The organism is Streptomyces massasporeus (genome assembly GCF_014648995.1).
Taxonomy (GTDB): Bacteria; Actinomycetota; Actinomycetes; order Streptomycetales; family Streptomycetaceae; genus Streptomyces; species Streptomyces massasporeus.
Map to the genome: position 1 here is coordinate 1 of NZ_BMSE01000022.1, position 20044 is coordinate 20044.

A 20044-nucleotide genomic window follows, 5' to 3' on the forward strand; every position below is an offset into this window, starting at 1 on the left:
CCACGACACCAGCACCACCGACTCTCACCACCACCGACCCCACACCGAGAGACCGCAGCCGAGCGCGTGTAGCCGGCGTGGGCTGGTCAAGCCGCTGCCGCAACCGGCGGCAGCGGTGGGGCCGTCCTGTCGATTGTGAGACTCTCCTTATCCCGACGGCGGGCAGAACAGCGCAGCCTCCGCCTGTGGCACGTGTGGGTGGTCCTACCGCTGGTGTTTTTCACCGCAGCCGCTGTTGCCACGGGTGTGTTCTTGGCTGGGTGGGACCTACTCGGCGTGCGGGAACTCAAGACCGAGCGTCGCATCGACTCCAAGACGCTCTTCGACTTGGTGAAGCTCTCCTTCGGTGTGGTGGCCGGGGCTGGCGCTCTGGTGGCCCTGGTGGTTGCCTACCGACGTCAGCGGGTCGACGAGGACGGTGCCGTGCGTGAGGCGACCCGACTGCATACCGAGCGTTTCACCGTGGCTGTGTCGCAGCTCGGCGACGCCTCCGCAGCGGTCCGTCTCGGCGGCGTGCATGCCCTGGCTGGACTCGCCGACGACGCGCCCAGCCGGGAGCTCCGCCAGACCTGCATAGACGTGCTGTGCGCCTACCTGCGCCTGCCCTACTCAGCAGAGTCCGAGGTGGCAGCCGACGACTCGGCCGCCCGGCACGACTACCTGGCACTGCGAGAGGTCCGGCACACGATCATCCGACTGATCCGCGACCATCTCCGCCTGTCACACCCCCACCCGCGCTCCTGGCAGGGATACGACTTCGACTTCACCGGCGTCGTGTTCGACGGCGGGGACTTCTCTGCCGCAGAGTTCGCCGGCGGCAGGGTTTCCTTCGACGGCGCGGAGTTCACTGGTGGCTGGGTCTGCCTCAACGAAGCTGAATTCACTGGTGGCACGGTCACCTTCAGGGGCGCAGGATTCATCGGCGGCGCGGTCACCTTCGACGGCGCAAGGTTCGACGGTGGCACGGTCATCTTCTTCGCCACGAAGTTCACGGGAAGTACAGTCACTTTCGATGGCGCGACGTTTGCCGACGGCATGGTTGCCTTCGAAACTGCAAGGTTCTCCGGCAGCACCGTCACCTTCGCTGGCGCGTTTGCAGGCGGCACGGTCAGCTTCCACAACGCTGAATTCACCAGCGGCTTGGTCACTTTCGGTGGCGCGAGGTTTACCGGCGGCACGGTTGACCTATCGGCTGCTTCAGGCGTGGCTCCCGGTGGCCTGCCGCAATCTCCTCTGCCCGCCGGGCTGAGTCTGCCTCCCACCTGGTAGCTGACCCCAGACGGCAGGTAGGTCGGCTGAGCAACTCACCATCAGCCTGCCGCCGCAGGCCGGCAAGCTGCAGGAACTTGTCGACTCCAGCCTGGTCCCTGGTCCACCGCCTGCAAACCGAACCGCTGGTACGCGCCGACGCCGCACTCGCCACAGGCAGTCCTGATCACTCAACTCACCTGGCGCTAGGGCTACTCCGCCGTCCTCATCGGCCTGTCGTCTGCACCCTCACCGCGCCCTCCGGCGCAGCATGGTACTGATCATTCAGCCGGCCCTGACAGCCCACCGGCATCTCATCCACTACCAGTGCCGAGGTGCCGGGCAGCGGTCGGCAGGGCGCATACTCAGTGATCGTCGCACCAGCGGGTAGGCGGTGGCGTGCGGCGTTCGATCCGACAGACAGGCTGAAGAGGGCATGGGGATATGAGCGAGGCGAGTGGGCCGGTGATGCCGGAGACGGTGGACAGTCCCGCGCTGCGGGCGCAGCCGACCGGTGCGGCGGCTCGGTGGCTGTTGCGTCACCGGGTGCAGCCGGTGGGGCCGGCGGCCGGTGAGAGTCATGCCGAGCCGCATGCCTGGTGGAAGGTGATGTGCCTGACCGGCGTCGACTACTTCTCCAGCCTGGCCTACGTCCCGGCGATCGCTGCCCTCGCGGCGGGGGCCGTATCGCCTCTGGCGACGCTGCTGATCGTGGCCTTGACGTTGCTGGGGATGCTGCCGATGTATCGCCGGGTGGCCAGGCAGAGCCCGAACGGTGCGGGGTCGGTGGCGATGCTGGAGGACCTGCTGCCGTTCTGGTGGGGCAAGCTGTTCGTCCTGGTCCTGCTCGGCTTCGTGGCCACCTCATGGATCATCACCATCACCCTGTCCACCGCGGACGCCTCCGTGCACGTGGTGGAAAACCCCTTCTTCCCCGCCGCCCTGCACGGCCATGAGGTGGCCCTGACGGTGGCGCTGCTGGTGATCCTCGGCGGCGTGTTCCTGCTGGGCTTCAGCGAAGCGGTCAAGGTGGCCATCCCCCTGGTGGCTGTCTTCCTCGCCCTGAACGCCGTCGTCATCGGCGTCGGCGTGGCCCACGTGCTCACCGATCCCGACGCCTGGTCGGCGTGGACCGGCTCCCTCACCGACCTCGGCGGCTTCGGCGATCTCGCGGGCCCCGCCCTGCTGGCCTTCCCTCTGCTGGTGCTGGGACTGTCCGGCTTCGAAACCGGTGTGAGCATGATGCCGCTGGTCGCGGCCGACGGCGCCGACGACGAACAGCGCCTCAAGGCCCGTATCCGCAACACCCGCAAGCTGCTCACCACCGCAGCGCTCATCATGAGTGTCTACCTGCTGGCCGCCAGCTTCGTCACCACCGTCCTCATCCCCGAGGACGAGTTCGAGCCCGGAGGCGCCGCCAACGGCCGCGCCCTGGCCTGGCTCGCGCACGAACACGTCGGTGAGGCATTCGGCACCGTCTACGACATCAGCACCATCCTCATCCTGTGGTTCGCCGGCGCCTCCGCCATGGCAGGACTCATCAACATCGTGCCCCGCTACCTGCCCGACTACGGCATGGCCCCCGAATGGGGCCGCGCAGTACGCCCCGTCGTCCTCGTCTACACCGCCCTGTGCATCATCATCACCATTGCCTTCGACGCCGACGTCGACAAACAGGCCGGCGCCTACGCCACCGGCATCCTGGCCATGATGGTCTCCGGCGCCTTCGCCGTCACCGTCTTCGTCGCCCGCAACCACCGACGCCCGGCCACCATCGGCTTCACCCTGCTCACCGCCGTCCTGCTCTACGCACTGATCGCCAACATCGTCGACAAGCCCGACGGCATCGCCATCTCCGGCTTCTTCATCCTAGGCATCATCACCGTGTCCCTCGTCTCCCGCGTATCACGCACCACCGAACTGCGCGCCGACAGCATCGTCTTCGACGAAGCCGCCCGCCACTTCATCACCGACACGCTCGCCCACGACCAGTCCATCAACATCATCACCAACCGCCGCCAGGCCGGCGACGCCGCCGAGTACAGCGCCAAGGAACGCGAACAACGCGGCACCAACCCGGTGCCGGGCCCGGCCGACGTGCTCTTCCTCGAGATCGACGTCGTCGACCCCTCCGACTTCAGCGACACCCTCACCGTCCACGGCGTCGAGGTCGACGGCTACCGCATCCTGCGCGCCCAGGCCCCGGCAGCGCCCAACGCCATCGCCGCCATCCTGCTGGCACTGCGCAACGCCACCGGTGTGCGGCCGCACTGCTACTTCGCCTGGGCCGAAGGCAGCCCCCTGGTCCACATGTTCCGCTACTTCCTCCTCGGCCGCGGCGACACCGCCCCCGTCACCCGCGAGATCATCCGCAGCAACGAACCCGACCCCGACCGCCGCCCCGGCATCCACGTCGGCGACTGAACGCACCACCTGCGATGGGCAGATGAAAGGCAGCAGGAGCATGGACAAAGCCCTACCAGCCCGACCGTGGCATCCGGCGCATGCAGTACGTCCTGCTCCTGCTCATGGCTGCACTGGGAACCGCCGGGTACCTCACCGACTCCATGTGGCTGTGGGGGCTCGCTGCCTGGGCCCTGATCACAGCCGGCCTCATCGAAATGATCTACAGGCCCTGAGGCCTTTGATTCTTGGCCTCGAGTCACCGGGCCGGCCGGTCGGCCTCTCACCAACACTCGCTTCCATGCCTTCACCGATGCTGTCCGCCGCTTCGCCTTGCAGCTACCTGTCCGCAGTGGGCGCGCCAGAGTCGGGTCCACCAGGGCTACCAAGGGCTTGTCCGGCGGATCCTGCCGGCGAAGGCCGTTGAGCGAGAGCGGTGGCATCAGTACGTTCGAAGGTCCCACACCACCTTCTCGCCAGCGTGGAGGAACAGTGCTCAAAGGCATGACGGCCGTCGTCACGGGCGGATCCCGGGGGATCGGTCGGGCGATTGTTGAACGCCTGTGCCGTGACGGGGCCGATGTGGTCTTCAACTACGCCACCAGCGAGGAAGCCGCCGCCGACGTCGTCCGCGTCGTCCAGGCGGACGGTGGCAAGGTTCGGGCAGTGTGCCTTGACCTGAAGAAGCCGGACGCGCCAGAGCGGCTGATGGAAACCGCAGAGAAGCATCTCGGCGGCCTGGACATCCTGGTCAACAACGCGGCGATGGTTTTCAGCCCGGCCCCGCTCGCCCAGACGGAGGTGGAGGTATTCGACAGCGTGATGGGGGTCAACACCAGGGCGGTCTTCCTGACGATGCGTTACGCAGCCAGGCGGATGCGCGACGGCGGGCGGATCGTGAACATCTCCACCATGAACACCGTGCGTCCAGTGCCGGGTATCGGGCCGTACGCCGCCAGCAAGGGCGCGATCGAGCAACTGACCGCGGTCGTCGCCCGAGAGCTCGGACCACGGGGCATCACAGTCAACAACGTCTCCCCCGGCGCGACCGACACGGAAATGCTCCGTGGCACCAATCCCCCAGAGGCGCTCCAGGCGGTCGCCGGCATGACACCTCTCGGCCGACTCGGGGAGGCGTCCGACGTGGCCGCTGTCGTCGCGTTCCTCACGGGTCCGGAGGGAAGGTGGATCACCGGCCAGAACCTGCGGGCGACGGGCGGACTGGCCTGAGCGCGGCTCGCGGCCCCGGTGCCGGCGGCACGGTCGGGTCCGCCGGTAGCGTCCCCCGCGGATTTGCGCGAACGGCCCGGACCCGCCCGGTCATGAGTCCGGGCCCCTTCTACCGTGAGGTGCGCTTCACCGGCCTCATCGGGCGTCGGCCGTTACATCGAGGCCGGACCGGTGATGTCGCTGCGGGGCGGGTCGGCAAGGGCGTAGCCGGCGCGCATCACGTGCTTGTCCGGCGCCGTACGGTCACCGTCCGCATCAGATCGCAATGGCCTTGTCCTCACTTCCTACGCGCCGGTGCCCGGGTACCGCGTGTACCGCCATGCATGTCGCGCTGATCGTGCGCGCATGCTCGCCTGGGTGCATCCGGCCGTAGCGTTGGGGCAGAATCACCGCGCCCCGCTCCGACAAGGGCAAGCCTAGATCGCAGTCGAGGAGACCGTGACCCGTACCGAGCAAGCAGACCAGCCCGACCATCTCTCTGCCGAGCACCGAGTGATCGACGGGGTCCGTGTGGTGACCCTGCGCGGCGAGATCGACCGCGACGTCCAGGGCGCATTCCGCGAGGCGCTGCTGGGTGCGGGCGAGACGGTGCCGACACGGATCGTCGCTGATCTCAGCAATGTGACCTTCATGGACTCCAGCGGCATCAACGTCCTGATCGCCGCCCACCTGCAGACCAAAGACGTACAAGGGTGGGTCCGCATCGCCGGCGCCCCGCCTGCTGTCCTGCGCGTGCTCCAGGTGACCGGCGTCGGCACCTTCATCTCCTGCCACCCCAGCGTCGAACAGGCCCTGACCGCCTAACCCGCCTCCTGAGGAGGATCAGGGTGGCCATCGGCACGTGGATGCCGCTGGACGGCCTTGTCGAGCTCTGTGGCCACTGATGGCGGCAGGGCCGCACCCAGCCCCCAGTCGATCACCATCTCCGCCAGGGCACGCACCTTGATGTTCGTGTGCTGAGATACCTCCCGCAGTACCTCGAACCCGTCCTGCGGGCCAATCCCGTACAGCGGGATGAGGACGCCGATGGCCTGGTCGACCACCGCATGCGAACCAACCGCCTGCCTCAGCTGCGCAACCTCAGCCCCCAGCCGCGCCAATGCATCCTCTTGGCCGGCAGCAGTCAGGGGCCGCTGCGCGCGGAACGCCGTCATCACCAGCTCTCCCAGCACGGGGCGGGGGTCTGCTTCCAGTACGCCTGCCCGCTCGCCGAGCTGCAAGACCTGCCAGCGCAGTGAAGATCACACCGCTGTGAGAGCAGGGTTCTTCGCCAGCGCAAGTCCGTACATAAAGGCAGGGCCTCCCGCGGCGAAGACGCCGACGTCCACGAGCTGCCGAAGAAGTCACGCTCCTCCTGATCGGCTCCAGCACGGTGAGCACCGCTGTCTGTCTGTTCGCCCGGTAGGGAGCGGGTACAGCTGCGCCAACCGGGGTCAGCGACGAGCCGACTTGCCCTCGGGGGAGGGTCCGAGCGGGCCTGTCGTACGGATGTGTGACCCGCGGAGCCGGCCCCGGCCCCAGGGGTGAACCCGGGGCCGTGCGGGTGGCGGTGTCGGCTTCGGGCGGGAGCAGGCTGAAGGCTGGGGTGCAAGACGGGTCCCCGCCCCGTTCCCGCTACGCGAAGGACTTGCCTCACGGCCACGCTTGCGCCGATCGGCGCTGAAGTCCCCTGCAGCTCGCTCGCCATCGACACTCCCCTGAAGGTCGGGGCCGAGGTGCTGTCCGTGGACTTCCGGGGGGCTTCAAGCACCGTGTCGAAGCCTCCCCCGACGACCCAGCGTGCGCCTGCGCCTGATCGGCCTCTAGTACACGGCGGATCTTCCTGACGGAGACGGCACGGTGACACTCGAGCAGACCGACATCGATGTCGATTCGAAGTCCCGGTTGACGCAGACTCAGCCGTTTCCACCCAAGTGCAACATCTCAATGGACCCGGGCGGCTGCAGCCTGACGATCGCACAGCCAGGTGACGAGCCGCTCGTATTGATGCGAAGGAGACCGATCGAGGGCACGCTCGCTACGCAGGCCCGCACGTTGCGAGTTACCCACCTCGTGGAACTGTTCAGATACAGATCGGCCTGTTCAGATGCAGATCACGATCTTTCCTCGGGTGCGCCCACGCTCGGCGTGCGCGTGGGCGTCGGCGATCCGCTCCAGGGGGTAGGCCTGTTCGATACGGGGTGTGTAGCGGCGTTGCCCGCCCAGTCCCGCCGCCACGGACAGGAGAGTGGAATCGTTCATCGCGTTGACCACCTGCGTGCCCAGGCGCTGCCCGCCCGCATGGTCGGCGACCGTCGCGACGCGCTTCGGGTCCCCCGCGATCGCGACGAGGTCGTCCAGGGAGCCGGAGGCCGCAGTGTCGAGCACGATGTCGACGCCGTGCGGAGCGAGGGTGGGGAGGCGCTGAGCGAGGCCGGGGCCGTAGGTGGTGGGAACGGCGCCGAGAGAGGTGAGGAACTCGTGGTTGCGTTCACTGGCTGTCCCGATCACAGCGGCACCTTGTGCTATCGCGATCTCGACTGCCGCGCTGCCCACGCCTCCGGCGGCGCCCTCGACGAGGAGGGTGCGCCCCGCGAGGGAGCCGAGCGCGTTCAGTCCACCTATCGCGGTCACGGACGCGAGACCGGCACCAGCGGCCTGCTCGTCGTTCCACGTGGTGGGGGTGTGCGCCCAGGCCGACAGGATGAGCAGCTCCGCGGTCGCGCCGGTGACGCCGCCCAGCCCGAAGACGCGGTCGCCGATGCTCACCCCCTGCACCCCGTCACCGATTTCGTCGACCACACCGGCGGCGTCGCGCCCGGGAATGGCGGGCAGCTCCAGGGGAATCAGCTGGTGCAGGGCGCCGGCGCGCAGTTTCCAGTCGATGGGATTGACGCTGGCCGCCGCGACGCGGACACGGATCTCACCGGGTCCGGGGTGGGGGTCGGGGGCCTGCTCGATCACCAGGCTCACCGCTCCGCCGTATTCGTGGAACCGGGCTGCGCGCATAATGGTCTGCCTTACTTTGACGGGCCGGAATGACGTGTTCATCCGACGCTCGTCACTCTAGAACCTGACGTTGACGTGAGGTGCAAGCCGCAACTGCCGCCCGGCCGGAGGAGGGCAGGCGCGGATGGGTGAGGTTGCCGAGCGGGCGGGGGTGAGCGTGGGGGGCCTGCGCCACTACGAGGGATCACGCCGCCCATCACGGTCGACACCCATGTGCCCTCGGGCGGGCTCGGCGATCCCGGCACGACGCGAGGACTGCCGCACGTACGTGAACTGCGTGAACGCCCGCGGGTCCGCCACCGGGTCATGATCAATCTCTGCGCCGGCAACGGTTCGATCGGCCCCCAGGGCTGCCCACGGAGCCGGTGTTGCTAGCCTAAACCTGACGTCGACGTGAGGTACGAGCGGGAAGGGAGTGACCTGCGTTATGCGCATCGGACAGCTCGCCAGGCGGTCAGGGGTCAGCGTGCGGGCCCTGCGCTACTACGAGGAACAGCGGCTCCTGGAATCGGCGCGGACGCCTGGTGGCCAGCGCGACTATCCCGACGAAGCGCTGGAGCGGGTCCAGCTCATCCAGGACCTCTTCGCGGCCGGCCTCTCCAGCCGTACCGTCGTCGAACTCCTGCCGTGCGTGAGCACCGGCGTCGCGACCCCCGCCATGCTCGACCAGCTCATCATCGAACGCGACCGCATCGCCGCACGCATCCAGGACCTGACCCGGGCCAAGACCAAACTCGGCCGCGTGATCGAAAATGTGACCGCGGCGAAGGTGGTGCAGGACTGATCAACCCGTCGCGAGGGGCGGGGCCCCGACCTATCCGGCATCTACCGGACGACATCGCACGTGGACAGGCCTCCCCACCCGGTCGGGTCCGTGACGAGGGCGGCGACCAGCTCAAGCGGCGTGCCCAGTCCAGCCGCTGAGGCGGTGTAGCTTCCGGCTCGGCTCCCTCCTGCGGATCGGCCGTGGTGCGTCTGGGCTCGGCCGCGCCGACTGCCGCCGGTGACCGTCGCGGCCGCGGCACGGCCGGCCCGCCGCGGGCGGTGGGAGAGGTGCGGGCCTGTAAGGCTCGCTCGCCAGCACGCTGGAGTTGTCGGGTGCGTCGGTAGGGCAGAGTATTTGACTCCAGCCCCGCGGGCATCCGCAGCGGTTGCGCGACAAGTCGTGTGCGCCTCACCGGCGGCGGCACCAGTGGCTAAAGGCGTCAGGGGTCCGGCAGCGGCGTAATCCGATGTCGATGCGGGAGGTCGGCCAGGCGGCCGGACTGTCCAGCACATCGTCAGTCGCACACCAGCTGATGGCACTGGAGCGCAAGGGGGTTCCTCCACCGGGGCCTGCGCCCCTTCTGCTAGGTAATACGCGGCGCCGATCAGGCATCGCCGTGCAGCCCATCCTCACGGCCGGGATGCCCGCCATGTCGTGCAGCTCCCGCGCCTGCCGCATCACTCTGGCCCCGGTGAGGACGTCTCCGGCGGTCCGGTGGGGCGTTCGGCCCCGCCCAGCGACCAGCGACCAGCGACCGACGGCAGCAGTGAACGGACAAGACGCCGACCAAGCCTCACCTGCCGCAGAGTCGATGTCCCCTCCGACTTCGCTGGCTGTAGTGGTGTTTCCGGTCGTAGCTACAGGTTCCGGACGATCTGGCGCAGCTGCTTTTCCACCTCAACCGGCGCCTACCTCTGCGGAGAGCGGTGCGTTCGCATGGGTCATGTATTGATTCGCCTTCCATACAGGTCGGGGCTTCGCGGGACGGGACGAGGCAGTTACACGAGCATGTCTCGTTGCGTGTCGGCGGCTGATTGTCGGTCGACGGCCCAGATCATGAGTGCGCAGAGGGCGAAGGCGGCGCCGAGGAGGCTCGATCCCGCCCACCCTGTGGCGGAGTACACCGCGGTGGTGCCGGTTGCCCCGACGGCGGAGCCGAAGGAGTAGAAGAGCATGTAGCCGCCGATGACGCTGCTCGTCTGGTGTGAATATGCGGCCGTGAGCAGGTGTTGATTGCTGACGTGTACTGCCTGCACCGCGAAGTCGAGGACGATCACGCCGACGACGACCGCCCAGAGCGACCAGGACGCTTGTCCGGTCGCCAGCCATGAAGCGGTCAGGAGCACAAGTGCGCCGCCTGTGATGACGTTGGCGCGGCCGGCATCGGCCCCCTGCCCGGCTCGAGAGGCGCCCAGCGCCCCGGCGAGCCCGGCGATACCGAAGAGGCCGATCTGGGTCGTGCTCAGGTGCCATGGCCCGGCTGCGAGCGGCAGAGCCAGGCCGCTCCACAGCACGCCGAAGGACGCAAACAGGAAGAATGCAATCAGTCCCCGCGAGACGAACAGGCGCTCACGAAACAGGCGACTCACCGAGATCAGCACCGCGCCATACGTGACCCGGACGTTGTGCGGGTCGGATGGTAGGAGCTTCAGCACGAAGCAGGTAAGCGCGATGAGGAGCACGGCGAGCACCACGTAGATGCTTCGCCATCCCCAGAGTGCAGCGAGACTGCCCGCGAGCACGCGCGCTCCGAGAATGCCGATGATGACACCAGAGGTAACGGCGCCGAGTGTGCGGCCGCGTTCCGCTGCCGTGGACAGGTCGGAGGCGAAGGCCACAGTGATCTGAACGACGACCGCGAACAAGCCTGCGGTGGCCAGCCCGGCAAGCAGGAGCCAGAGCTGGGCGGCGAGTGCGGCCAGGGCCATGCCAACCGCAGCGAGGAGAAGATGCACGGCAATGAGCTTGCGCCGGTCGAACATGTCCCCCAGAGGGACAAGAAGGGCCAAGCCGATCAGGTAGCCGAGCTGCCCTGTGGTGACGATCCATCCCAAGTCGGCTTCCGGTAGGCCCAGGTCGTCGCCGATCTGGGCCAGTACGGGCTGCGCAACGTAGATCGTCGCGACCGCGACCGCACAGATCACGGCGAACAGCATCCTCCGGCAAGACGTAAGACTCACCAGCACCCCTCCAATGAGTAGCATATTGCAACCAAAATGAAGGTAAGACAGAATGGTTGTGATCCGCAACTCTTTAGGAGGAGTGATGGCTCGCACAGCGCCCCGTGCCGAGGGGATGTCCTGGACCGACCCCGCCTGCCCCGTCGCGCGCACCCTCGACCTGGTCGGAGATCGATGGAGCCTGCTGATCATTCGCGACGCGATGGACGGTGCGCGAGCATTCACCGACTTCCAACACCGCACCGGAATCGCGCGCAACATCCTCACCGACCGGCTGCGTCGCTTGGTCGAACGAGGGATCCTCGATCGTCAGACCGCCCCGACGGGGCGGCGACAGAACTACGTCCTCACTGAGGCGGGCCGAGACCTCTTCACCGTCATCGTGGCTGCGCGTCAGTGGGGCGAACGGCACGCCTTCGCGCCAGCTGAAACTCACTCAGTTCTCGTTGATGAAAGCGGTCTCCCGCTCCCCGAGCTGCGTCCCACCGACGCGCACGGCAGGCCCATGGATGTCGATACCACCTCAGTGCTGCACGATCGCTGACCCCAAAGGAAGCCACCTGACACTCCAGGCGGCCGGCGACGTGTTCGGCCGTCAACGCCGGGACAACCGCAAGATGGTGGGTAACGCCTCTCGGTGGGTCACTGTGCCGTTGGCGCAGAGCAAGCCCGACCGCTGCGGCCCCCTACGGCCGGCGTCAACAACCTCCTGGCCCGCAACAACTAGCGCTGGGTCTGCGCCATTGCGGCGATCTCGTGCGCCGTCGCCGTGGCCCGCCGGCCTCCCTGGACGTGCTGGAGTCGTTTGAGAGTGGCAGCCAGCGCGTCATGGGCGTCTGTGGGATCCGCGCCCGCGTCCTCCACTCCGACTCGGGCGATGACGGTGCCGGACCTGCTGCAGCCGTAGACCGTGCCACTCGATCCACTGTGCGCGAGGAAGACCGACTCCTCTCCGACTCGACCGGTCTCGAGGGGGGCCGTTTCATCCGTGTCCGGCCACAGGTCGTACGCCGCCTTCGTGTGCGCACCATTGCCGAACTTGCCTCCGGCAGCGGACCTGCCTCCCTTGGCGGGACCTGCCGCCCCGCTTCGGCAGGTGGAAGAGGGTTCATGACCGTCATCGCAGGTGGTCGACGGACGGCCGTGGGAGAACATCCCACAGGCCGTCCAGGCCGACGCCGATACCGAAGGCCGGATCGACTGGAGCATGGTCAGCGTCGATTCCACGACCTGCCGCGCTCATCAGCATGCGGCTGATGCCTCCACTCGTGCCCCGAAGATTCCGGGTCGGCGAAGGAGACCGGCGCGTCACCGGTCCGATGAGGCCCTGGGACGCTCGTGAGGCGGGCTCACCTGCAAGATCCACCTTGCCGGGGAAGGCGGGTGCCGCCCTCTCGGGTTTGTCATCACGCCCGGCCAGTGGGGGGACGCACCCCAGATGATTCCCGTGCTGGAGGAGATCCGCGTGCCCCGGCAGGCTGGTGGACGACCGCGCACCCGGCCCGACCACATCGGGGGCGATAAGGCGTACTCGTCACGCCGCAACCAGCGCCACCTGCGCAGACGCCAGATCAAGCACACGATGCCCGCGTGACCAGAGTCGGTGCCAGCAGGGTGGATCGAGCAGCACAGGCTTGACCCCCGCCGCACTGGCCGGGTCCTGGTCATGAGGCGTGGCGGAAGGCGGCGGGGCCGATGGCGTCAGGCCCGTACTCGTCGCGGACGCGGTCGATGGCGGCTTCGGACACCAGACGGGATTCGCGGGCGGTGTCGAGGCTATGCGGCGGGGGCGGGCAGCGCGGGGGACGACCGGGCGCGGGTCGACGCCTCGGGCGCGGCGAGCGGCCGGGCCGGCCGCCCAGGAGCCGCTGCACCGTGGCGGGCGAGATCGCGGCGAACAGGCCGACGCTGTGCACGCCGTAGTCGCACAGCGCCGCCGCCTGGCGCGGGCCGATGCCGTGCGAACCCAAGCCGCCGTTCCCGATCGCGCGGGGATCATCACCCGACTGCGTGCACAGCGCAATCATGTAAGTCTCCGGCCCCCGAAGCGGTGTTGCTCCGCCGACCTGATCGGCTGCAGCGTCATGAGTTTTCTCGTCACTCCACAGCGCGGCCGATGAGTTTCTGGCTCCCGGCCGGTCCAAGCTCGTAGCACCCTAGGAAAGGACACCGCCATGTCGGAGCTTCTCGTCGACTTCATCACCTCCCTCGACGGCCACGCATCGGGAGAGGGATGGCCCGGGTTCTGGGGCCTCGAGGGCCCTGAGTACCTCGCATGGCTCGGCGAGCAGCCCGAGGCCACCTACCTGATGGGAGCGAACACCTACCGCCTGATGTCGGGCTTCGCCGCAGGCGAGGTCCCGAGTGGCCAAGACGAGTTCAGGCCCGAAGAAGAGGCATCCGTCGACGAGCTCACGCAAGCGTCCAAGGTGGTGTTCTCCTCCTCACTCGAGGAGCCACTGACGTGGGCCAACTCCACGCTCGTCCGCGACGACGCCGTCGAGGCGGTTCGCACCATGAAGTCGGGTGGCTCCGGGCTCCTCAGCACGATCGGCAGCCTCAGCCTGTGCCGGTCCCTGCTACGAGCCGGACTCGTCGACCGCTTCCGTGTCGTGATGTTCCCGGTGATCACCGGGGCCACGGGCGAAGAACGCATCTACGACGGCTATCCGGACATTGCCCTCGAGATGACCGAGCACCGCACCTTCGACGGCCGCATCCAGCTGGTCGAGTACAAGCCCCGCGTGCTCGAGCACCCGCCGCTAGGCGTCCCTGCGTGACGTCGCCCCGTCCGCCGGCCTGGACAGCCGCCAGGCCGGCGCCGGCGGGCACGGAGCCAGACCTCGTAGGGGGCGAACGGCCAACGTCAGGACGCCCGGTCCAGCGACAGTGTCGGCGGTCGTCAAGGACACATGCCCCGCGGCCGCTTGGCAGGCTGTGACGCATGAATCGCTACGAGCCGGCGGACCAGCAGGGGGAGACGCCCTGCCCACTCCCCCTCGTCACCGAGGACCGTCCTCGTGTGTTCCTGCTGCGGTTGTGGGTTCTCTCACTTCGTGGTCGTGCGACAGTGCTCCAGCCTGCGGGCGTTCGGGCGGTCTCGCGTCGTGTCCCTGACAGGCACTCTCACGGCCCTTTGCGAGTCCTTGGGCAACCGCAGCATGGTGGATACGCGTGTGCTGCGGATCCTCGCGCCCTACTGGTTGGCCTCGTACGCACCGTCCGGTCAGGGCCCGCCCCGTGCCGAGCGGCAGCCGAGTTGATGCGGCTCGCCGGCTCAGTCCTCGGCGACGCGGATGATCGTCTTGCCGTGAGTCCGCTTGTCCGGTGTGAACGCGGCGACCGCTTCGGTGAGCGGCCGCACGTCACCGATCATCGGATTGAGGCGTCCGTCCCGCACCCGATGGGCGAGGTCGCTCAGGCGGACGCGGTCGGGTTCGACGACGAAGAAGACAGCACGTCCGTCGCGGGGGTGGACGGTGACCGGCTCGGTGATGGTGACCAGGGTGCCGCCGGGGCGGACCAGAGCGGTGGAACGCTCGAGGATTGCGCCGCCGATCACATCGAGCACCACGTCGACCTCGCCGATGTCCTCCAGTTTCTCGGCCTGGAGGTCGACGAAGGCGTGGGCGCCCAGACCCAGTGCGGTGTCGCGGTCGCCGGCGCGTCCTGTGCCGATCACCTGGGCGCCCGCCGCGCGGGCCAGCTGCACGGCGATCGAGCCGACACCGCCCGCGGCGCCGTGGATGAGGACGCTCTGCCCGGTTTGGAGGTGGGCGTGGTCGAACAGGGCCTGCCAGGCGGTGAGTCCGGAGATGGGCAGCGCGGCGGCCGTGACGTGGTCGACGTCGGCGGGGAGCGGGGCGAGGTTGCGGGCCTCGACCGCGGTGTACTGGGCCAGCGTGCCGTTGCGGGCCCAGTCCGTCAGGCCGTACACGCGTTGCCCGATGGTCAGACCGGTGGTGCCGTAGCCGAGTTCGGTGACGACGCCGGACAGTTCGTGGCCGGGCACGCTCGGGGTCCGGTCGCGTCCGGCCCGATCGGTCCAAGTACCGGGCCAGTCCAGCTCGCCCGGCGTGAAACCGGCGGCGTGGACCTGCACGATCACGTCGTTCTCCGCGGCGTGCGGGTGGGGCAGCTCGCCGAGGACCAGGCCGCCGGCACCGGCCTCTCGGTCCTGGACGGTGATGGCTTGCATGAGGGTTTCCTCCGAGGTACGGGAGGTGGGCGCTGGCGTGCGCCACGGTGCTCAGCTTCGACCATAAGGTCCAGGCAGCCCAAGCATGTGGGCCATTCCTTACCACTTCGAGTGGGCCATTTACTCACGAGGACACTGAGCGTGACGTCTGTGAACGACGTCCCCGGCCGGTCGAAGATGAGCCGCGACGAACGCGTCGACGCTCTCGCCCGCGCTGTGGCCAGCCGTGCCGTGCCCGGGTCGGCGCCGTCGTCCAGCAGGCCGGGCTCAATGCGGTCGGCGTGCGGGTGTAGGCCCTGCCCGAACGGCAGCGAACGGGCGGGCACCGACCGCCTGGCCGCGCGGACGATGTGCGTCGTCGCCCCGCTCACCGCTCGTCCTCCCAGCCATACTCGGGGGACGGCAAGGGATCTGTGACCCAGCCCGCGGTCAGCACGAGCCGCGTGTGGCGATGCACGGCGAGGAAGCCGAAGGGTAGGTCGAATGCGGCACTGATCTGGGTGGTGACGTAGCGGAGGTCGGGTAGACCGCCGGGGACCGCGCCGAACGCCGTCACCGCGGCGGCCTCGAAACCCAGAGCGCCGAACTTCGCCATCGTGTTCTGCTCGGCCGACCCGATGGCGAGCGGAGAGTCGCTGATGCCGGGGAAGTGCCCGCGCGAGATGTCCCGTGCCGTCGTGAGCCCGAACAGCCGGTGCAGCTTCAGCAGATCATGGCTGGCGTTCATGTGGTATGCCACGGTCGTCACCTTCAGCGACGGCGGCTCGGGCCGCCTGCAGCGCACCTTCTCCACCCACAGGCCGGGGCCCACGTTCCCGTACGGCAGCTGCAGCCCCGGCACGACCGCATACCGGCCGGCGAGGATGTCGACCCCGGCTCCCAGTACCTGCCCCGGCTTCATGTCCTTCTCGCCGAGCAGCAGGTGCACGTCCAGGGCATTGTTCCCCAGCACCTTCAACTCCGTGACGTATCCGCCGAGTGTGTCCGCCACCCCGACCCGGTCCAGCACGGCGCTGGAGCGCCGCAGGCCCAACCGCGGCTTGGTGGACCAGGGCTCGTACGCCGTCTCCAATTCCACCTCGTGGAAGGGGCTCAGCCACCGCGTGCGCATGGTCAGCGCGCTCGCCAGCACCATCTGCGTGTCCTCGGTCAGCGTGACCGGCATACGGTCGATCAGCCCGCCGGTCCGCTTCACCGTCCAGGTGTCCAGCGCCCGGTGGTCGGCCGCAGGGTCACCGGTAAGCACCCCATGGGCGTCGGCCGGCAGGCCCGCCTCCCACTCGTGCCTCAACTCCAGCGTTCGCTTCGTCCATAGCCCCAGAGCTGTGTCCAGTCCCCGCATGGCGCCCATCGCCGCGAGCAACTCACGTGCGGCGTCGCTCGCTTGCCCGGCAGGGAGCCCGAGAGCCTCCGCCAGCTCGGCTCGCGCCGCGCCCTCGGCCCCGTTGGCCAAGTGGGCCAGCAGCGGCCATACCCCCGCCGCCGAGAACACCGTGCCGTCCTCCGAAACACCCGCCCACCGCGCGGTCAATCCGTTCACCGCACGAACCGTTGTCGTCGCGACTCCCATCCCACCCCCATCGTCAGCGCGCCTAGGAGGAGACGCGCCCTCCAACTCGTCCGGCCCCTCTGTACCAGGTTATGAGGGCCGGGGACTTGGAAGGACGCTCACCGGCCGGGGACTCCGGATCCCGGCCCGGGTTGGGCTGTGGCGTGTGCTGCTGGGCGGCGGGACCGATCGCGTCGGCCGACTGCTCTGTCTGCTGCCGCCGCAGCACCGCCGCATTGCGGTACGGCTCGGCCGCCTCCTGGCGCCTGCCAGGCGGGAGATGCGGCAGCTCCGCTGCGTGAGGGCTTGTACAGGTAGGTGGGTGTCCCGGGTGAGCAAACGGCGGAGACCAGGCCGGCGCGTGACAGGCGGGGCCGCTTCCACCCGTTCCTCAGCGGACTTTGGCGGCTCTCTTAAGGCTTCTTGAAGATGACCTTCGAACGGAGGTCTGAGCCCCGGCCGGGTCCTAGGCTCTCGAACACCCCCCACAGGTCCGGTGGCCGCGATCGCGGCCACCGGACACGGGGCCGAGTCAGCCCACCGACCAACCGAGGTGTCCTGCATGGGTTCCCGCCGAGCCGCTCGCCCGTCCCGCTTCCGCGCCCTCCCCCGCAGTGGGCCGAAGACGCGTGGTCCCGCGCTGGCCATCGGAGCCGTCGCTGCGATCGCGGGCGTCGGGATCACCCTGGCCGTCGTCAGCGGCGAGGACGGCGACACGTCAAACCGGGTGGTCGCGAACAGCACGGACGGGACGCCGGGCGCCGGGGACGCCGCCGGCGGTGAGGCGCCGCTCGCCTCTGCTTCGGCGAGCCCGAGCACCACGGCGAGCAGCTCGCCGAGCGCGAAGCCGAAGCAGAAGCGGAAGCAGTCGGGGAGCCCCACCCCCCATGCACGGAAGACGTCCCTCCCCGCGTCGAAGGCACCCGTGGGGACGGTGGCGAAGAGCAGCGGCGGCGAGTCGGCAAGCGGTTCTGGCAGCATCCGGCCGGGCGGCACCGGATCGGACTCCGGGTCGGGTTCCCAGTCCGGTGGCGGGACCGAGGCCCAGGTGCTCGCGCTCGTCAACAAGGAGCGGGCCGCGGCCGGCTGCTCGCCGGTCACGGCGAACGACCGGCTCACCCAGGCCGCCGACGACTACAGCGACGTCATGGCGAGCAGCGGCGTGATGTCCCACACCGGCCCCGACGGCTCGACGATGACGACCCGGGTCGAGGCCGCGGGGTACCAGTGGTCGACCCTGGGCGAGAACATAGCGCGGGGCCAGGCGGACGCCGCCTCGGTGATGAAGTCCTGGATGAACAGCCCCGGACACCGCGCGAACATACTCAACTGCTCTTTCAAGGAGCTGGGCGTGGGCGTCCACTTCGGCGACGGCGGCCCTTGGTGGACGCAGAACTTCGGCGCCGGTCGCTGACCTCGCTCACCACCCGCCGGTGCCGGTCACCGACCCCGGTCACCTCACCCCGCCGCCGGCCCCTCCCACGTCAGTCAGTACGAACGACACCCGCACCCGGGCGCCGCCCAACGGCGCCCGGGTGATCGTCAGTTCGCCGTCCGCCGCGCGGGACGCCCGGGCCACGATGTCCAGGCCCAGCCCCGTCGAACCGCCGACGCTCACACCCCGCGTGAGCGCTGCGTCGGGGTCCGCCACGCCCGGTCCCGCGTCGTCGACCGTGAGGAACACGTGCCGGTCCGCCCGCTCCACGCGCACGGCGAAGGCGGTGCCCTCCGGGGTGTGCCGGAAGACATTGCCGATCAGGGCATCGACGACGGCCGAGAGGTCGTCCTCGGGGAAGGCGACGGGCACCAGTCGCGGCGTGAGGGAACGCTCGTAGGGCCGTCCTTGCTTGGCGGCGAGAACCGACCAGAAGTCCAGACGCATGGCGACCACCTCCGCGACATCGCACGCCTTCACCGCGCCGGTCGCCGCACGGGCCGACTGCGCAGACGCCAGCGGTGTACGGGCCGCGGCGATGATCGAGTCCAGTTCGCTCTCCAGCTGGCCGGCCGCCTCCGCGACCCGCCGGGCGCTGGGCGTCGACCCCATCCGGTCGGCCTCCAGGTAGAGAGCAGTCAACGGGGTGCGCAGCCGGTGCGAGAGGTCGGCGACCAGCTCGCGTTCCACGGCGAGCAGGTCGAGGACGCGGTCGGCCATGGTGTTGAACGCCGCACCGGCCTCCTGCAGTTCGGGCGGGCCGTCGGGTTCGACCCGCGCGTCCAGGTCGCCGGAGCCGAGAGCCAGTGAGGCCCGCTTGAGGGTGCGCGAGGAGCGGACGACGCGGGCGCCGAGCCGGTCGGCCACGAGTACCGAACCGCCGACCAGACCCAGCGCGAGCAGCGCCATGACGCCCCAGGACGCTGCCACGCCCCGGGTGAGATCTGCGGACGGCACGAAGGCTTCCACGACCGCGACCCGGTCGCCCTGCAGGACGACGGGCTGGAGGTAGACCCAGCCGCCGGCGGTGTCCACGGCCAGCGTCTCGCGCCCGCGCACGGCCCGGTCGAGCGCGTCCTCGGGCGCGTGCGGCGTGCCGACGAAGCTGCCGTCGGGCAGACGCACGACGAGCTGGTCGGAGGAACCGAGCTCGGCGACGGCCTGCTGCACGTCGGCGCGCCGGGTGGTGAGGGCGAGCACCGGAGACAGGGCGGACGCCCGCTGCTCGGCAGCCGTGGTGGCCCGGTCCCGTACCTGTTCGCGCACGAGGAGGGCGAGGGGGATGAGGAAGGACAGGGCCACCATCGAGGTGACGGCCAGGGCGATCCCGGCGAGGGCACGTCTCATGGCGAGCTGACCAACTTGATGCCCAAGCCGCGAACCGTGCGCAGATAACGGGGCTTTCGCGCCTTCTCGCCCATCTTGCGGCGGAGCGCGGAGAGGTGGACGTCGACCGTCTGGTCCTCGACGTACGGCTGCTGCCACACCTCGGTGAGTATGCGCTGCCGGGTGACGACCTGGTCGGCGTGGGCGGCGAGGTAGGCGAGCAGATCGAACTCACGGCGGGTCAGGGGCAGTTCCCGGCCGGCCAGGTGCGCGGTGCGCGCCGTCGGGTCGATGCGCAGGTCTGCCACCTGCAGGACGGGCCGCCGGGCCGCGGTCACGTCGGCGGGCGCCGACCGGCGCAGCACGGCGGCGAGCCGGGCGGCTAGCTGGCCGCCGGAGAACGGCTTGACCAGGTAGTCGTCGGCCCCCGCGTTGAGCAGCCGGATGATCTCGCTCTCGTCGTCACGGGCGGTGGCGACCAGGACCGGCACGCGGGAAATGCCCCGGATCATCCGCAGCACGTCCAGGCCGTCGAGATCGGGCAGCCCCAGGTCCAGCACCACGATGTCCGGCGTGCTCTGGGTGATCTCACGCAGCGCCTCGAAACCCTGATGGGTGGTCCTGACCGCGTAGCCGTGCCCGGTCAGGACCTCGATCAGCGCGGCCCGGATGACGGGGTCGTCCTCGACGACAAGTACGGAGGCCATGAGCAGGCACGTTA

The 20044-nt window shown here is 69.2% G+C and carries 17 protein-coding genes and 2 pseudogenes; 11 read left to right on the plus strand and 8 right to left on the minus strand.

Translation table 11 applies throughout. From position 1 onward, the window contains the following. The first annotated feature begins 276 nt into the window (after positions 1-276). The 5 genes from IE153_RS34185 (at position 277) to IE153_RS34200 (ending at position 5685) form a co-directional block, all read left to right on the plus strand. On the plus strand, positions 277-1269 hold the full coding sequence (locus IE153_RS34185; RefSeq protein ID WP_229829305.1) for a pentapeptide repeat-containing protein: 993 nt from the start codon (positions 277-279) through the stop codon (positions 1267-1269). Positions 1270-1716: 447 nt separating this feature from the next. Continuing rightward, positions 1717-3672 carry an APC family permease gene (locus IE153_RS34190; protein WP_438817974.1) on the plus strand — a complete coding sequence of 652 codons (1956 nt, stop codon included), beginning with the start codon at positions 1717-1719 and terminating at the stop codon, positions 3670-3672. Positions 3673-3752: 80 nt separating this feature from the next. Then, positions 3753-3887 (plus strand): hypothetical protein, encoded by a 135-nt coding sequence (locus IE153_RS42490; RefSeq protein WP_268251910.1) that lies wholly within the window; start codon positions 3753-3755, stop codon positions 3885-3887. 268 nt (positions 3888-4155) lie between these two features. Continuing rightward, on the plus strand, positions 4156-4881 hold the full coding sequence (locus IE153_RS34195; protein ID WP_189593600.1) for an SDR family oxidoreductase: 726 nt from the start codon (positions 4156-4158) through the stop codon (positions 4879-4881). A 438-nt stretch (positions 4882-5319) separates the two neighbouring features. Further along, entirely contained in the window at positions 5320-5685 is a 366-nt protein-coding gene (locus IE153_RS34200) for an STAS domain-containing protein (RefSeq protein ID WP_189593601.1), read from the plus strand. Here the strand turns inward: IE153_RS34200 and IE153_RS34205 are convergent. Both IE153_RS34205 and IE153_RS34210 read right to left on the minus strand, forming a co-directional pair. Beyond that, entirely contained in the window at positions 5682-6101 is a 420-nt protein-coding gene (locus tag IE153_RS34205) for an ANTAR domain-containing protein (RefSeq protein WP_229829306.1), read from the minus strand. The two genes, IE153_RS34200 and IE153_RS34205, sit on opposite strands and share 4 nt — an antisense overlap. An 862-nt stretch (positions 6102-6963) precedes the next feature. Next, positions 6964-7869 carry an NADP-dependent oxidoreductase gene (locus tag IE153_RS34210; RefSeq protein ID WP_189593602.1) on the minus strand — a complete coding sequence of 302 codons (906 nt, stop codon included), beginning with the start codon at positions 7867-7869 and terminating at the stop codon, positions 6964-6966. A 427-nt stretch (positions 7870-8296) separates the two neighbouring features. Here IE153_RS34210 and IE153_RS34215 point away from each other — a divergent pair, with 427 nt between their 5' ends. Further along, entirely contained in the window at positions 8297-8653 is a 357-nt protein-coding gene (locus IE153_RS34215; RefSeq protein WP_189593603.1) for a MerR family transcriptional regulator, read from the plus strand. A gap of 442 nt (positions 8654-9095) precedes the next feature. Beyond that, positions 9096-9192, plus strand: a pseudogene (locus IE153_RS34220) (LexA family protein); the annotation flags it as partial. Between the two features lie 441 nt (positions 9193-9633). On the opposite strand, the gene IE153_RS34225 reads toward IE153_RS34220, so the two are convergent. After that, positions 9634-10791 carry an MFS transporter gene (locus tag IE153_RS34225; RefSeq protein WP_229829307.1) on the minus strand — a complete coding sequence of 386 codons (1158 nt, stop codon included), beginning with the start codon at positions 10789-10791 and terminating at the stop codon, positions 9634-9636. A gap of 109 nt (positions 10792-10900) precedes the next feature. On the opposite strand from IE153_RS34225, the gene IE153_RS34230 reads away from it, so the two are divergent. Together IE153_RS34230 and IE153_RS34235 are read left to right on the plus strand one after the other, a co-directional pair. After that, entirely contained in the window at positions 10901-11359 is a 459-nt protein-coding gene (locus IE153_RS34230; RefSeq protein WP_189593605.1) for a winged helix-turn-helix transcriptional regulator, read from the plus strand. A gap of 502 nt (positions 11360-11861) precedes the next feature. Next, positions 11862-12403: pseudogene (locus IE153_RS34235) on the plus strand (IS5 family transposase); the annotation flags it as partial. A 76-nt stretch (positions 12404-12479) separates the two neighbouring features. Here the strand turns inward: IE153_RS34235 and IE153_RS34240 are convergent. Further along, a complete protein-coding gene (locus IE153_RS34240; RefSeq protein WP_229829308.1) occupies positions 12480-12842 on the minus strand; it encodes a hypothetical protein in 363 nt (120 codons plus the stop codon). Between the two features lie 147 nt (positions 12843-12989). Here IE153_RS34240 and IE153_RS34245 point away from each other — a divergent pair, with 147 nt between their 5' ends. Beyond that, entirely contained in the window at positions 12990-13595 is a 606-nt protein-coding gene (locus IE153_RS34245; protein WP_189593606.1) for a dihydrofolate reductase family protein, read from the plus strand. A 497-nt stretch (positions 13596-14092) separates the two neighbouring features. Here the strand turns inward: IE153_RS34245 and IE153_RS34250 are convergent, their stop codons facing one another. Together IE153_RS34250 and IE153_RS34255 are read right to left on the minus strand one after the other, a co-directional pair. After that, positions 14093-15013 carry an NADP-dependent oxidoreductase gene (locus IE153_RS34250; RefSeq protein WP_189593607.1) on the minus strand — a complete coding sequence of 307 codons (921 nt, stop codon included), beginning with the start codon at positions 15011-15013 and terminating at the stop codon, positions 14093-14095. Positions 15014-15380: 367 nt separating this feature from the next. Further along, positions 15381-16583 (minus strand): serpin family protein, encoded by a 1203-nt coding sequence (locus tag IE153_RS34255; protein WP_189593608.1) that lies wholly within the window; start codon positions 16581-16583, stop codon positions 15381-15383. Between the two features lie 541 nt (positions 16584-17124). Here IE153_RS34255 and IE153_RS34260 point away from each other — a divergent pair. Beyond that, the gene (locus IE153_RS34260; RefSeq protein ID WP_189593609.1) at positions 17125-17976 is read left to right on the plus strand and encodes a CAP domain-containing protein; all 852 of its coding nucleotides are present in this window, start codon (positions 17125-17127) and stop codon (positions 17974-17976) included. 39 nt (positions 17977-18015) lie between these two features. Here IE153_RS34260 and IE153_RS34265 read toward each other — a convergent pair whose 3' ends face one another. After that, complete coding sequence (locus tag IE153_RS34265; RefSeq protein ID WP_189593610.1) at positions 18016-19344, minus strand: sensor histidine kinase; 1329 nt, start codon at positions 19342-19344, stop codon at positions 18016-18018. Continuing rightward, positions 19341-20030, minus strand: a complete 690-nt coding sequence (locus IE153_RS34270; RefSeq protein ID WP_189593611.1) for a response regulator transcription factor — start codon at positions 20028-20030, stop codon at positions 19341-19343. The genes IE153_RS34265 and IE153_RS34270 overlap by 4 nt, the downstream gene beginning before the upstream one ends. Positions 20031-20044 lie beyond the last annotated feature (14 nt).

Bases quoted from the DNA above. Each gene is read 5' to 3' on its own strand.
- IE153_RS42490 (WP_268251910.1), top strand. From the start codon at position 3,753: ATGCAGTACGTCCTGCTCCTGCTCATGGCTGCACTGGGAACCGCCGGG.
- IE153_RS34210 (WP_189593602.1), bottom strand. From the start codon at position 7,869: ATGCGCGCAGCCCGGTTCCACGAATACGGCGGAGCGGTGAGCCTGGTG.
- IE153_RS34245 (WP_189593606.1), top strand. From the start codon at position 12,990: ATGTCGGAGCTTCTCGTCGACTTCATCACCTCCCTCGACGGCCACGCA.
- IE153_RS34230 (WP_189593605.1), top strand. From the start codon at position 10,901: ATGGCTCGCACAGCGCCCCGTGCCGAGGGGATGTCCTGGACCGACCCC.
- IE153_RS34215 (WP_189593603.1), top strand. From the start codon at position 8,297: ATGCGCATCGGACAGCTCGCCAGGCGGTCAGGGGTCAGCGTGCGGGCC.
- IE153_RS34190 (WP_438817974.1), top strand. From the start codon at position 1,717: ATGCCGGAGACGGTGGACAGTCCCGCGCTGCGGGCGCAGCCGACCGGT.
- IE153_RS34240 (WP_229829308.1), bottom strand. From the start codon at position 12,842: ATGATTGCGCTGTGCACGCAGTCGGGTGATGATCCCCGCGCGATCGGG.
- IE153_RS34265 (WP_189593610.1), bottom strand. From the start codon at position 19,344: ATGAGACGTGCCCTCGCCGGGATCGCCCTGGCCGTCACCTCGATGGTG.
- IE153_RS34225 (WP_229829307.1), bottom strand. From the start codon at position 10,791: ATGCTGTTCGCCGTGATCTGTGCGGTCGCGGTCGCGACGATCTACGTT.
- IE153_RS34250 (WP_189593607.1), bottom strand. From the start codon at position 15,013: ATGCAAGCCATCACCGTCCAGGACCGAGAGGCCGGTGCCGGCGGCCTG.
- IE153_RS34270 (WP_189593611.1), bottom strand. From the start codon at position 20,030: ATGGCCTCCGTACTTGTCGTCGAGGACGACCCCGTCATCCGGGCCGCG.
- IE153_RS34260 (WP_189593609.1), top strand. From the start codon at position 17,125: ATGGGTTCCCGCCGAGCCGCTCGCCCGTCCCGCTTCCGCGCCCTCCCC.
- IE153_RS34255 (WP_189593608.1), bottom strand. From the start codon at position 16,583: ATGGGAGTCGCGACGACAACGGTTCGTGCGGTGAACGGATTGACCGCG.
- IE153_RS34195 (WP_189593600.1), top strand. From the start codon at position 4,156: ATGACGGCCGTCGTCACGGGCGGATCCCGGGGGATCGGTCGGGCGATT.